Below are 12,890 nucleotides of genomic sequence, written 5' to 3' on the forward strand. Positions count from 1 at the left end.
GGCAGTGGAGTCGCCCTGCATCGGCATCTGCCAGCTCGATGCGTCGTCCATGTGTATCGGCTGCGGGCGGCTGATGAGCGAGATCGTCGAATGGCCGCGGGTCAGCGAAGCGCGGCGCCGCGAAATCCGGCGCCAGGCGCAGACACGCATGCCGATGAGTGGGGCCCCAGACCAGCCATGATCGAACGACCGCGTCGCGAGCAGTTCCGCCACTTCTGCCGCCTGCAGACGCGCTGGGGCGACGTCGACCGTATCGGCCACGTCAACAACGCCAAGTATTTCACCTACGACGAAAACGTTCGCATCGACTACTTCGAGCAGCGGCTGGCAGCGGCCGCGCAAGGCAGCCACATCATCCTGGCGCGCATCGCCTGCGACTTCCTCGAACAATTGCATCACCCGGCGGTGATCGATTACGCCATGCGGGTGACGCGGATCGGGCGCTCCAGTTTCGGCACCCAGGGCGCGCTGTTCGTCGGCGACACCTGCCACGCGAGGACCGAAGGCGTGGTGGCCTGGTTCGATTACGCGGCACAGAAAACCGCCCCGATTCCAGAGGCGGTGCGCACAGTGATTCGCGATTTCGAGCTGGTGAAGCCGGCGGAGTAGGAACTGACCGTAGCCCGCGTGAAACGCGGGGGTGTGGTGTCGATTGAACTCGAGCTTTCCCGGGTTGCACCCGGGCTACAACACTGCCCCGGTACGCCCCCCTTAATCTCGATAGCGCTTGGTTAGATCAGCATAAGCATCCACGCGACGATCACGCAGGAACGGCCACCACCTGCGCACGTCTTCGCTGCGCTTGAGGTCGACGTCCACCACCAGCACATCGGGACCCTCGCCGGCACGGGCCAGGTATTCGCCCTGAGGGCCTGCGACGAAGCTGTGTCCCCAGAAACGCGAGCCCTGCGTCTGGCCGCTGGGATCGGGTTCGAATCCGACGCGATTGGCGACCAGCACCGGCAGGCCGTTGGCCACGGCGTGCGCGCGCTGGATGGTGACCCAGGCCTCGCGCTGGCGCTGCTGCTCGTCCGCGTCATCGGCAGGATTCCAGCCGATCGCAGTGGGGTAGAGCAGCAGGTCGGCGCCGGCCAGGGCCATCAGGCGCGCGGCCTCGGGATACCACTGGTCCCAGCACACCAGCAGGCCGAGCTTGCCGACGCTGGTGGCAATGGGCGTGAAGCCGCCGCCGGTATCCGAGGCGGCGTCGCCGGGCGTGAAGTAGAACTTCTCGTAGTAGCCCGGATCGTCCGGGATGTGCATTTTTCGATAGCGGCCGGCGATGCTGCCGTCGGTTTCGAACACCACCGCAGTGTTGTGATAGAGCCCGGCGGCGCGGCGTTCGAACAGCGAACCCACCAGCACGATGCCCAGTTCCCTGGCCAAAGCCGACAGCCTTTGTGTGGACGGCCCCGGAATGGCTTCGGCCAGGTCGAACAGCTCGGTGGATTCGTGCTGGCAGAAGTACAGCGAGGTGTGGAGTTCCTGCAGCAGCACCAGTCTGGCGCCCATCTCGGCGGCCTCGCGGATGCCGGCTTCGGAGGTCGCCAGATTCTGCTCGCGGTTGTCGACGCAGGGCTGCTGCACCAGGCCGACGCGCAGTTCGCGGTTGGTGCTCATTCCAGCAGATTGGCGACCGCCGCCGGCAGCTTGTAGCGCTTGTCGGTGAACAGCTTGCCGAGGAGCAGGGTCAGCCAGGGCCGCGAGCTGGAGAAGGTACGCAGGATGGCGTAGACATGGTCGCCCTCGCGCACCAGTTCGTAGCGTTCGACCGCGGCGTTGAGGGCTTCCTTTTCGCCCTTGAGATGGGCGCGAACGGAGATGCGGCCACGGCCGGTGTCGACGTCGCAGTCCAGCACCTCGCCGTACTGGCTGAGGCGGTCGTTGAGATAGGCGCGCAGCGCGATTCCCAGCGCGCCGTTCTTCATGCCCTTGGCGATTCTTCCCAGCATGCTGCTTCCCCCGACCTAAAGTACGTCCGAAGCGTACGCCGCCAGACGTGAACGTTCGCCGCGCGCCAGGGTGACGTGGCCGCCATGCTGCCAGCCGCGGAAGCGGTCGACCACATAGGTCAGGCCCGAGGTGGTTTCCGACAGGTAAGGCGTGTCGATCTGCGACAGGTTGCCCAGGCAGACGATCTTGGAGCCCGGCCCGCAGCGGGTGATCAGGGTCTTCATCTGCTTGGCGGTCAGGTTCTGCGCCTCGTCCAGAATGATGAAGCGGTTCAGGAAGGTGCGGCCGCGCATGAAGTTGAGCGAACGGATCTTGATGCGCTTGGACAGCAGGTCGTTGGTGGCGGCGCGTTCCCAGTCGCCGCTGTGGGCGTTCTGGGTGAGCACTTCCAGGTTGTCCATCAAGGCGCCCATCCAGGGCGTCATCTTTTCCTCCTCGGTGCCGGGCAGGAAGCCGATGTCCTCGCCCAGAGGTACGGTGACGCGGGTCATGATGATCTCGCGATAACGTGGCTCGTCCAGCACCTGGGCAAGCCCGGCGGCCAGGGTCAGCAGGGTCTTGCCGGTGCCGGCGGTGCCCAGGATGGTGACGAAGTCGATCTCGGGATCCAGCAGCAGGTTGAGGGCAAAGTTCTGCTCGCGGTTCTTGGCGTGAATGCCCCACACCGGCGCCTTGGCGGCGCGGTAGTCGCGGGTGACGCGCAGCACCGCGCTGTCGGCGTCGAGCCGGTGCACCTCCAGTTCCAGGCCGCGCTCGCGGTCGTCGTCGGGCAGGTACAGGAACTGATTCAGATACAGGTCCTTCACGCTGGGACCGTGAATGCGGTAGCAGGCGCGGCCACGGTCATCCTGCCAGCTCTCCATCTTGTCGCCGTGGGTGTCCCAGAAATTCTCCGGCAGCTCGGCGTAGCCGGTGGGGAGGAGATCGGCATCCTCCAGGACCTGGTCGTTGTGATAGTCCTCGGTATGGACGCCGACGATGGTGGCCTTGATGCGAAGGTTGATGTCCTTGCTGACCAGGGTGACGCGACGGTCGGGATGCTGCTCCTGCAAGGACAGCGCGCTGAGCAGGATGGCGTTGTCCGGCTTGTTGCCGGGCAGGATGCCGGGCAGCGAACCGGCGGTCGGCTTGGTCTGGAAATACAGCCGGCCGCTGGCCGGCTCGCCATGGCGCCCGCCCTGGGTCGCACCGCGCTTGGCGAAGCTGGTCGGCAGGGTGAGCCCCTGTTCGATCTGCGCCTGATCGCGATCGGCGACGATATCGTCGAGCATGCGGCTGACCTGGCGCGCGGTGCGGGCAGGCTCGCTGGTGCCTTTTTTGAGTCCGTCCAGTTCTTCCAGCACCACCATGGGCACGAACAGGTCATGTTCCTCGAAACGGAACAGGCTGGTGGGGTCGTGCATCAGCACGTTGGTGTCCAGCACGAAGATTTTTTTCTTCACGGACGTCGTCGTCGAATGGCGAGGAGGGGGCCGCCCGGCTGCATGCGCAGTCAGGACGAGGCAAACCGGGGCGCTGCGGGGTTCAGAGGGTTTTGACGGCTTCGAGCACTTCGGCGGCGTGGTCCTTGACCTTCACGCCGCGCCACACCTGTTTGAGTTTGCCCTTGCCGTCGAACAGCCAGGTGCAACGGTCGATCCCCATGTACTTCCTGCCGTACATGCTTTTTTCGACGATGGCGCCAAAGGCGTCGCAGGCAGCGCCGTCCTTGTCCGACAGCAGGGTGAACGGAAACTCGTACTTGGCGACGAAGTTGTCGTGCGACTTCACGCTGTCCTTGGAGATGCCGACGATGTCGGCGCCGGCCTTGATGAATTGCGGGTAGAGGTCGCGAAAATCCTGGCCTTCCTGCGTGCAGCCTGGCGTGTTGTCCTTGGGGTAGAAGTACACCACCAGCTTCTTGCCCTTGAAGTCCTTGAAGGCGACGTCGCGGCCGCCGTTGGCGGGGAGGGTCAGATCGGGAATCTTGTCGCCGACGCTCAGGGTCATTTGTTCTCCGAGTGATGGGTGATCGGTGATTTGCGATGGGTTGGCCTTCAACTATCCGATCAGTCACCGATCAGCGGTGACCCATCACGTGTTGTCACGTCTTGATCGGGTCCAGCATGCCGTCCGCGTTCAGATCGTCGCAGAGATCCATGAAGGATTCGCGCAGGGCCTGCGGGTGCTGGTTGACCGGCACGTGCAGCACCATCTGAACGCTGCACATCTCCGCTCCGGTGTAGTTGGAAGCGTACTTCTGGGCGGAAATCTCGGCGACCTCCACGTCCTGGCCGCTGAAGAATTCCAGCAGATGCACCAGCAGGTCGGGCTGCTGCGGGGCGATCACATCGGCGGCGTAGGGGCGGAACTCCGGGTTCTGCTCGCGCGGTCCGCAGCGCTCGAAGCGCACCTGCAGGTCCAGTTTGGTGGCAATGCCCGGCAATGCGGTTTCCAGCCGGCCCAGCGCGCTCCAGTTGCCCGACACCACCAGATTCGCGGCCAGGCGGTCGCCGATGGGCGCGATGCGACTATCCTCGACCTCGCAACCTCGCTCGCGGATGGCGCGAAACAGCTCCAGCGGCACATTGGCGCGGGTGCGCGCCAGCACGGAAATGGAGAGGAGGGTGTCTTGTCCAGCCATGGTCCGGGGGGGTTCTGTCATGCGCCGCAGTTTATTGGTGCAGGGCACAAATGACCAACCTGCGGGCGGCATCGGACGCGGCCCCGGACGGGCTCGGGCGTTCCGCGGGGCGCGTCGAATTTCCGCGGGGCGCGCAAGGCCGGCGTATACTTCGCGGCCCTTTTCCAGCCCCGATGCGGCCTGCGCATGATTTACGGCAGCCTTGTTGCCCTGGTGACCCCGATGCACGCCGACGGTCGCGTCGACACCGACGCCCTGGATCGGCTGGTCGACTGGCACCTGGCCGAGGGCACCGACGCCCTCGTCGCGGTGGGCACCACCGGCGAGTCGCCGACGCTGGACGTCGAAGAGCACATCGACGTGATCCGCCGCGTGGTCCGCCGCGCCGCCGGCCGCGTGCCGGTGATCGGCGGCACCGGCGCCAACTCCACCAGCGAGGCCATCGAGCTGACGCGGGCCGCCAAGGACGTGGGCGTCGACGCCGTGCTGCTGGTCTCGCCCTACTACAACAAGCCGCCGCAGGAAGGGCTGTATCGCCATCACCGCGCGATCGCCGAGGCGGTCGACATCCCGCAGATTCTCTACAACGTGCCCGGTCGCACGGGCGTCGACATGCTGCCGGCCACCGTCGCGCGACTGGCGCAGGTGCCCCGCATCGTCGGCACCAAGGAGGCCAAGGGCGACCTGAGCCGTGTGCGCGAACTGCTGGCACTGAATCTGCCGCAGTCCTTCGCCCTTTATTCTGGCGATGATGCCACCGCACGCGAGTCCATCCTGCTCGGCTTTGTCGGCAATATTTCGGTGACCGCCAACGTCGTCCCGGGGGCCATGCAGCGCATGTGCCGGGCCGCGCTTGACCGCAACGCAACGCTGGCCGCGGAACTCGATGCGCCGCTGGCGGGTCTGCATCGCGACCTGTTCTGCCAGGCCAGTCCCATCCCGGTGAAGTGGGCGCTCCAGCAGATGGGGCGTATCGGGTCCGGTATCCGCCTGCCGCTGGTCCCGCTGGACCCGCAGTTCCAACCCACCGTGACCAAGGCCCTGAGCCAAGCGGGAGCGATTTGATGATACGAGTGGTTGTGCTGGCTGCCTGCTGCAGCCTGTCCGCATGTGGCGTCAACAAGTATTGCGTCACCCAACAGGACTACCAGATCGCCGGCGTCGTGCCCGAACTGCGTCCCGCGGCCGGACTCCAGTTGCCGGATTCGCCCTCCGCACTGCGACTGCCGCCGCCCCCGGCCAATCGCGTGCCATTCGGAGAAAGAGCGGAAGACGGCACCATCTCCTGTCTCGATCAACCGCCGCCGATGCCACCGGTCGAACCGCCGCCCGCGGTAGAAGAGACACCCGGTTAAAGCCGCAGCGTCCTGCCGGGCGCTCCGGCTATAATCCCGCCCCCGGAGAGATGTCCGAGTGGTTTAAGGAGCACGCCTGGAAAGCGTGTATACGGGTCAAACCGTATCGAGGGTTCGAATCCCTCTCTCTCCGCCAATCAGGCTCCGATCAGCACCGGAATGAGAAAAGCCCCCGATACATTGGGGGCTTTTCTCATTTTGGAGGACTGGTTGGTAGATGCAGGCCGCGCCAACTTCGTCAGCGCTCATTCCAGCCCTTGCCATTCCAGAGCTTGGTGCCGTCCTGGTTGATGGTGATGGCGCCATCACCAGCATTGACAGTTCCAGCCTTGGGTGTGGCCGTCAGAGTAAAGGTGACTGCGGTTGGAGTGCCCACGCTCAGATCGTAGATGTCGCCCTCGACTGTACTTTCCCCAGCAAATGCGAAAACGTCGGTTAGTCCGACATAGCTGTTCTGCTGAGTAAACCACCGCTCGGCCTGCTGGGCTCCCTGTTGCAGCGCCTGCATTGCGTCCGCGCGGTTGCTTCGCTTCACATACTCGACATAACTCGGATAAGCAATCGCCGCCAGGATGCCCACGATCGCCACCGCGATCATGAGCTCCAGCAGGGTGATGCCGAACTGGCGGCGGTGCGTTTCAGTCTTTGCGATCAAGGCGCGATCTCCCGCCAGGTGACACGGCCGACGCGACCCGAAGCGGCTTCGCCGATGACCAGCGTGCTGCCGTCGGAACGAGTCGAGTACTTGACTTCGCCGATGCCCTCTCGGCCCACATAGAGCACCGCGGGAGTCGAGAGAATGCCCTGGGGCGAACCGATACCACTGACATTGATGTCGTCGTCCGGATCGTCTGCGTCGCCCTCGTCATAGATGTCGTTGTTATCGACGATCAGATCGTCGGTGATATCCAGCGCAGGCTTGCGCGGCCGGCCTCCGTCACGGGCATCGAGCTCCATCAGCCAGCCAGTGCCGTCCGGATCGCAGGCGTCGTCAGACGGCACCAGCGTGGTGAAGACAATGCGGCCGAACCGGATGATGGGTCGGCTGATCTGGCGTTCGCCGAGATTGGGGCCAGTGGCAGCGGTGTTTCCGTTGGTGTTGAACAGGTCGATGAACCAGCCCTTGTGAGTGCCGATGGTCAGCGGATTCTGCGAAGTGATACGACCTTGATCGCCACTGGGAAGGTTGACTTCCTGCTCGACGAACTGCTGCAGCAGATCTCCGCGCCCGGGGTTGGGCGAGGTAGTCGTCTCGGTGGGCGGGGTGCCCGCCGCTTCGATCGGATTGGCGAAGATGCCGTAGAAGCTCTGGGTACGCTGGCCGATCCGGGTGTTGTCGCCTGCCGCGACGTAACGGCCGGTGCCGACGTAGACGGTGAGATCATCCTTGTCCGGCGTCAGCAGGTTGAAGCCGACTTCAGGGGGCGCGGTAATGGGTTGCGCCACGCCGCCGGCATCGCGCGCAGTGAACAGAGGGCTGCTGCTGTAGCCGACCGTCCACAGAGCAGGATCTTCGTTGTTGACGTTGAACTGCCACAGGTTGCCTTTGATGTCGCCCGCGTAGATGTAGTCCACGAGGCTGTCGCCGTCCAGGTCCACGGCAGCAGGACCGGAGAGGCCGTTATCGTCGTTCGGCGAGCCGACCAGCAGCTTCACGTAGTGGGTGCCCGGGGTCCAGGTTCCGCCGGGGCTGTCCAGGAACACGATGAACAACGCCGCCTGCTCGGTGCCGCTGGCGCTGCCATCGCTGACGCCGCTGTTGTAGCCGTTGCCGAAGATCGCGGCCCACTTGCCGTTCTTCATCTTGACGATGGACGGCGTGCCCATGACATTTCCCATGTCCGCGTCATTGGCGTCGGAGAATTCCCATTTCACGATACTTGCGGCATTGGCCTCGCTGAAGTTGGCGGGATTCGTCACATCAAGCGCAAAGATCCCTTGAGCGCCATAACCCATGCCACTGACGAGATAGCTTCGCCAGTTGGGCGTGCTCTCGGACCCGATATCCACATCTGCCACGTTGGGCGAGCCGTTGACGCCCCAGACGTGCGTGTAAGGGTTGGCTGTGAGCCTGGCGAGCTTGGGTGCAGTGGACGTGCCGAACATCATGTTGGGTACGTAGGCCAGCAGTTCGCGTCCATCCGATGCCCGAAAGCCGTGCAGCATGCCATCGTTGGCGCCCACGTAGACCATTGGTTCGCGAGCGGCATTGGCGGAGCGAAATGCCGAGTATCCCTTGAACGGCAGCGCGGAATTGGGCGCGCCGACAAAGAACGGATCGGAGTTGACGATGTCGCCCAACACGCCGCCGCGTACGCGGAAGCCGGTCGGCGATTCCTGATCGCGGTTGCCGCGTATGTACTGCAGACGCGGTTGCCGCAAGGTGCCGTCCGCATCGGAGGGTAGTCGCAGCGCGTTCTGCTGCGCGGTGTCGAGCTGCCCCCAGCGAAACGCGATACCGGCTTCCGTGGACGGTTTGTACGTGAAGATGTTTCGGCCGGTGTTCCAGTTCTGGCCATTGAGCACACTGGCCGCGTTCCATTGCTGAGCACAAAGTTGTCCCAAGTCGACGTCCTCGCAGGATCCCTCATCATCACCGGTGGAAATAGGCGTGGACGTGAGTTGGCCGGTCCAGTTGGCACTGTTGAAGCTGGCCTGGAACAACCGGCTGCCGGCATTGAGGCTGGTCGAATTGAGCGAGGCACTGGAAAAGCTGCCGGCGCGGGCAGCAATGTCGTTGAGCGCCGTCTGCAAGGCGGTCGTCAACTGATCGGCGTTGGAAGCGGTGAAATAGCCGCTAGTGCCAGCCGGCGGTGCATCGGGATCGTGACCGCCGAGTCCGTAGAAGGCGGCGTCTTCCATCATCTGGTTTTCTACCGCGAAGCCGACCGTGTAGGTCAGAATATTCTGCTGAAGAAAGTCCGGGTCCTGATAGGAGCCGCCGGTCAGATCGGTGCCTGATTTCTTGAGGTCGATGTCGTATCCAAACTTGGCCAGATCATCCAGGTACAACGAGGCGCCTTCGGGTTGCTGGTCCTGTCCAGTGGTGCCGTCCGAGAACTGGGGGAAATTCGGATACGTGCTCGCCAAGGTGGCAGGCGCCAAACCGTCCCAGTTCGGGAGCGCTGCACCCGCATTCGCGACATCGTCTGGATCGTTGGTGGGAAACGTGCCGTCGTAGGTTGGGAAGCCGTCGGTCACCGCAATCACGAAATTTTTCTGACAGCGGTATTGCACTGGACTCGTGTAGTTGGTGTTGGAGTTGTAGAACGAACCGAGGCCCCGAAAATAGCGGGTGACCTCGTAGTAAGTTTCCGCCAGTGGCGTGTTGGCCTCCGGGTCCAATCCATCTATCGCAGAAAGGACGTTGGTCTGAGTGGCACCGCAAGCCGCGTTGACTCGACCGCCGGGCCCACTGCTGCCTCCGGGAGGATTGAACGATGAAATGCCGAATCTCACATCCGGGTTGGCAACCACGATGTCTTCCGAAACCTCCTTCGCCACTGTCAGCCGAACGATGTTGGGCACCGAGCTGCGAACATCGATGTTCTGACCCTGAGTGCTGAAAGTGTCAAAGAGATAATTGATGTAGTTGCCGTTGAAGCGGGTCAGCGTTCCGCGGACGTCGGGCAGGCGGATGCAGCGGAAAGCACTGTCTCCACTTCGAAAGCCCGGCAGGTGATCACTGGCGCATCCGCCTGCACCGTTGGGCAGATTGCCTCGGATCACGTTGCCATTGAGCGGCGACCAGCAAGGCGCGACGCCTCCACCAAAATTGCAGTTGGGCGAGTAGTTTGGATACGAGACCAGGGGGTCGAATCCATCTGCCCAGATCACGTTGTCCATGGACCCGGAGTTGTCCACGATCATCATCACGTTCGGGTTGATCGATGTGCTGACGAACAGCGGGTTGACGGGCAGAGTGAGCGGCGCCGCGCCTGCGTGGCCCGCCATCATGATCAGGCCACCAGCCAGCAGTGCAAGCGCAACTCTGCGTGGGCCGAAAGATCCGGTCGGTGTGTCGCAGCGAGTTTGTGGACCTTTCATATCTGACTCCGTGCGTGCGTCAAAAGGCTCGGGGGAGCCCTTGCACGCTAGTAAACGCGGGTGTAAACGCTCTGCGTAATCGTGGGCGGCCCGCCAGCCAAGCTGCCGCCACCTCGCGCCGAGATTTGGTAGTACCAAAGCTCTGGTACCGCTGGACCGCCGATGGTCCTCGACCCGGTCGGATCTTTCCCAAGCTCTTCGACCACGTAGCGCGGGTAGCTGTCAGTGTTCGCGGCGACTGCCTCGCCACCAACGCGATATTCCTGGCCTGCAACTGGCCCGATTACGGCCCCCTCCTCATACATCCATCCGACCGGACGTCCGCGGCTCTGCCACCAATTCGGAGTCCGCAGATTCGCGATACTGACTTCGGGTGTCTCCGGCAGCGTAGGCCGCCCACGCCAAATGGACAGCGAGTCCCAACAGGTCGTCGGATCGGTCTCGCCGCAATCAGGAACGGGCCGCAGATCCTGGTTATCCAACCAGTTCTCGCCGTTGACGATGCCAGTTTCGGCGCCCTGAAACGCTCGGTTCGATTCGCCGACGCTATAGGTCATGCGTTGCTGAAGAACATTGCCGCCCATTGATGCGATCCCCAGCAAGGTCAGGGCAATCAGGAACACCAGCGCGATGACCAGGGCCGCACCGGTTTGGCGGGACCGGGGTCGCGTGTCGAGACAACAGTTTCGGTTTCGCATCATCATTCTCGCAGCCGATTTCGGATCGAGACGGTCGTGGAGAAACTCCGCTGCAGCCGGCGTCCCTCAACGTTGTCAATAGCATCGGCTGCGCCTTCGTCGATCGACGTCACGGCAGCACCCGCTACGGCACTCTCTGTTTGATCGCTACCCACATTGGTAACTTCCAGCTTTATAGCCACGACCCGCTGCCAGTCCAGCGTCGGATCGGCAGCGATATCTGCAGCAGTTACGAACCGATTCGGGAACAGCCCCGGCAGCGCCGGGGGGGCGGGGCTGTCATCTCCAGGATCAGTGTCGATGCCGTAGAGGATCTGCATATCCCTGACACCGGAGATCAACGGCTGCGTGTCGACGATTAGTGCGCCGGCACCTAATCTTCGAGCGCGACAACTCAGGGTGTATTCCGGGTTTGCGGCGTTGTTGTCGCGATTTCGGACAAAAAATATACTTTCTACGATTTGATCTCGGTCGCCTTGCGTGCCGAGGCAGTTTCCTAGATGGCCGTCCTCTATTACCGGCGGGTCAGACCCAAACGGTGTCCTCCCGGTAGAGCGAACAACGAGTATGTCTGTGCCCTCCTCAGCATCGACTCCCCAGAAATTTCCGGTGCCATCGGCGACGTCGTCCTCTCCCCAAACTGCGCGTAGCTGATCGTCGGCATTGTCGTTCGGGTTAGGCGGGAGGAAAATCAGCGTGGGGTCCACCTGCGAAAGCGGGTCGTCTACGAATCCGGCGTTTCGGATGTATGGAACCATCATGAAATTGGCGAAACGGCCGGCCTCCTGCACTTGGCTGAGGCTTTCCTGAGACCGGAACGACTGCTTGCTGCCCAGAAACACGGACCCTACGCCGACCAGAATCAGCAGACCCAGGGTTACCGCGATCAGCAGTTCAACTAGGGAAAAGCCGCGCTGACCAAAATGCCTAAACGGGCAGTGGATCGATTTGTTTGCCTTGGTCATGGCACTAACGCCACGCGGACGCAAGCTAAATGATCTTCTTCGTCGAACACGTCAGTTGACGGGTTGGCGTCGTTCGGCTCCACCGGGCCTGGTGGGCAACTTGTCGCTGTGGCGTTGTCAACGGGTAGCCCTTTGCGGTACTCGTCCCATATGACGATCACGGAGTGCATTACGCCGGGCGCGCAAGGGTCGGTGGAGCAAAAAATTCGTGCGGTGCTGCCGGGCAGTATTTCCCGCATCCGTCGGTGCCAGCGAAACAGGTCATGCGCGGCCGCCTGCGCTTGCGTACAGGTGACGGTGGCGCCTTGGCAATCCATTTCGGGTGGAATAACGCCAGGTTCAATACTGAACGCACCTGTTGCTGCTTCTCGGCGATTGACTCGCATCGAATCGGCAATCTCCTGAGCTAGAAGATGCGCCTGGCTGCGTTCGTAGCTTTGGTTGTTTCCGCGAAGAGCGGAGAACTGGAGGCCTGCCAGTCCGAGCAGTCCGATCGATAGCACAACGATTGCGATCAGGACCTCCAGAAGCGAGAACCCCAACGATCTGCGCCGGGCATCGCCTTGGCATGGGCTGGACGTCATTTCAGCGCTCGCATGTCGTTACCCCGGGCGACAGTCTCGGGTCGCGGCTTCCCGACCCGTTCTTGGTGTAGGTGTCAAAGCTTAGGATTCGTCCGGTTCTGGCGACGACCACGGCTCGGCCCTTCTTGAAATCGTTTCGCGAATCGCAAGCGACAATAGTTCCAACCGAACCGGGCGACATCCCGGTCGTAGCGAACGTGATCGAGTCACTGACGTTATTGTTTCCGCGCATCGTGAACTTCGCGGAATCAGCCAAGCTCGCCTGACTGGAGGGCAGGAGCGCGTCTTGTCGCCTCAACGTTTCTCCGGCAGAGGGCTCCCCGTCGCCATTGTTGTCTGCAAATACCACCCACCCATCCTCCCAGCCGCCAGTACCGGTATCGCAGACGGGAGGCTCTGCGGCACTGTCTTTGGTTCGGCAAATTTCGACGTTCGTGCGCAGCGCCAGCGCCTGTCCGCGCGCGTAGTTCAGGGCCGTAACCAGTTGGTTGGTTCGCGACGCCCGCTGATTATTAAGCGTGGTCTCCCGAAAGCTCGGGATGGCCAGGGCCAGCAGAATCCCGGCGATGGCGATCGTCACCACGAGCTCGATCAGCGTGAATCCGGGTCTGGCGTTCATATCGCAGCAAGGTACGGAGCGGGCTGATCGGCCGTTCAGCGTCTGG

General features: G+C 62.8%; 15 protein-coding genes and 1 tRNA gene. 5 read left to right on the forward strand and 11 right to left on the reverse strand.

The genetic code is table 11. The annotated features are described in order from the left end of the window. The first annotated feature begins 4 nt into the window (after positions 1-4). Together ACOOHP_RS22020 and ACOOHP_RS22025 are read left to right on the forward strand one after the other, a co-directional pair. Positions 5-181, forward strand: coding sequence for a DUF1289 domain-containing protein (locus ACOOHP_RS22020; protein WP_420468600.1), 177 nt, complete (start codon positions 5-7; stop codon positions 179-181). Continuing rightward, positions 178-609 (forward strand): acyl-CoA thioesterase, encoded by a 432-nt coding sequence (locus tag ACOOHP_RS22025; protein WP_420468601.1) that lies wholly within the window; start codon positions 178-180, stop codon positions 607-609. Before ACOOHP_RS22020 ends, ACOOHP_RS22025 begins: the two co-directional genes overlap by 4 nt. Before the next feature lie 102 nt (positions 610-711). On the opposite strand, the gene ACOOHP_RS22030 is transcribed toward ACOOHP_RS22025, so the two are convergent. The 5 genes from ACOOHP_RS22030 to ACOOHP_RS22050 all read right to left on the reverse strand — a co-directional run bounded on the left by ACOOHP_RS22030 (position 712) and on the right by ACOOHP_RS22050 (position 4,576). Beyond that, the gene (locus ACOOHP_RS22030; RefSeq protein WP_420468602.1) at positions 712-1,620 is read right to left on the reverse strand and encodes a carbon-nitrogen hydrolase; all 909 of its coding nucleotides are present in this window, start codon (positions 1,618-1,620) and stop codon (positions 712-714) included. Next, entirely contained in the window at positions 1,617-1,952 is a 336-nt protein-coding gene (locus tag ACOOHP_RS22035) for a hypothetical protein (protein WP_420468603.1), read from the reverse strand. The genes ACOOHP_RS22030 and ACOOHP_RS22035 overlap by 4 nt, the downstream gene beginning before the upstream one ends. Positions 1,953-1,967: 15 nt before the next feature. Next, positions 1,968-3,395, reverse strand: coding sequence for a PhoH family protein (locus ACOOHP_RS22040; protein WP_420468604.1), 1,428 nt, complete (start codon positions 3,393-3,395; stop codon positions 1,968-1,970). A gap of 82 nt (positions 3,396-3,477) precedes the next feature. After that, a complete protein-coding gene (locus ACOOHP_RS22045) occupies positions 3,478-3,942 on the reverse strand; it encodes a peroxiredoxin (protein ID WP_420468605.1) in 465 nt (154 codons plus the stop codon). A gap of 94 nt (positions 3,943-4,036) precedes the next feature. After that, positions 4,037-4,576 carry a glycine cleavage system protein R gene (locus ACOOHP_RS22050; RefSeq protein WP_420468606.1) on the reverse strand — a complete coding sequence of 180 codons (540 nt, stop codon included), beginning with the start codon at positions 4,574-4,576 and terminating at the stop codon, positions 4,037-4,039. 186 nt (positions 4,577-4,762) lie between these two features. Here ACOOHP_RS22050 and dapA point away from each other — a divergent pair, with 186 nt between their 5' ends. From dapA to ACOOHP_RS22065, 3 genes are all read left to right on the forward strand, one after another. Beyond that, complete coding sequence (gene dapA / locus ACOOHP_RS22055) at positions 4,763-5,641, forward strand: 4-hydroxy-tetrahydrodipicolinate synthase (RefSeq protein WP_420468607.1); 879 nt, start codon at positions 4,763-4,765, stop codon at positions 5,639-5,641. Further along, a complete protein-coding gene (locus ACOOHP_RS22060) occupies positions 5,641-5,931 on the forward strand; it encodes a hypothetical protein (protein ID WP_420468608.1) in 291 nt (96 codons plus the stop codon). The genes dapA and ACOOHP_RS22060 overlap by 1 nt, the downstream gene beginning before the upstream one ends. A gap of 44 nt (positions 5,932-5,975) precedes the next feature. Next, positions 5,976-6,067: transfer RNA gene (locus ACOOHP_RS22065), tRNA-Ser, on the forward strand. 102 nt (positions 6,068-6,169) lie between these two features. On the opposite strand, the gene ACOOHP_RS22070 is transcribed toward ACOOHP_RS22065, so the two are convergent. Genes ACOOHP_RS22070 through ACOOHP_RS22095 form a run of 6 tightly spaced genes read right to left on the reverse strand, consistent with a single transcriptional unit; the run spans position 6,170 to position 12,844 of the window. Further along, complete coding sequence (locus tag ACOOHP_RS22070; protein ID WP_420468609.1) at positions 6,170-6,586, reverse strand: type IV pilin protein; 417 nt, start codon at positions 6,584-6,586, stop codon at positions 6,170-6,172. Continuing rightward, positions 6,583-10,116, reverse strand: a complete 3,534-nt coding sequence (locus ACOOHP_RS22075) for a pilus assembly protein (protein ID WP_420468610.1) — start codon at positions 10,114-10,116, stop codon at positions 6,583-6,585. The genes ACOOHP_RS22070 and ACOOHP_RS22075 overlap by 4 nt, the downstream gene beginning before the upstream one ends. After that, positions 10,026-10,682 (reverse strand): pilus assembly PilX family protein, encoded by a 657-nt coding sequence (locus ACOOHP_RS22080; protein WP_420468611.1) that lies wholly within the window; start codon positions 10,680-10,682, stop codon positions 10,026-10,028. Before ACOOHP_RS22080 ends, ACOOHP_RS22075 begins: the two co-directional genes overlap by 91 nt. Next, the gene (locus ACOOHP_RS22085) at positions 10,679-11,641 is read right to left on the reverse strand and encodes a PilW family protein (protein ID WP_420468612.1); all 963 of its coding nucleotides are present in this window, start codon (positions 11,639-11,641) and stop codon (positions 10,679-10,681) included. Before ACOOHP_RS22085 ends, ACOOHP_RS22080 begins: the two co-directional genes overlap by 4 nt. Next, complete coding sequence (gene pilV / locus ACOOHP_RS22090; RefSeq protein ID WP_420468613.1) at positions 11,638-12,225, reverse strand: type IV pilus modification protein PilV; 588 nt, start codon at positions 12,223-12,225, stop codon at positions 11,638-11,640. The genes ACOOHP_RS22085 and pilV overlap by 4 nt, the downstream gene beginning before the upstream one ends. Position 12,226: 1 nt before the next feature. After that, the gene (locus ACOOHP_RS22095; RefSeq protein WP_420468614.1) at positions 12,227-12,844 is read right to left on the reverse strand and encodes a GspH/FimT family pseudopilin; all 618 of its coding nucleotides are present in this window, start codon (positions 12,842-12,844) and stop codon (positions 12,227-12,229) included. Positions 12,845-12,890: the final 46 nt, after the last annotated feature.

The organism is Panacagrimonas sp., assembly GCF_965216805.1.
In the GTDB taxonomy this organism is placed as follows: domain Bacteria; phylum Pseudomonadota; class Gammaproteobacteria; order Nevskiales; family Nevskiaceae; genus Panacagrimonas.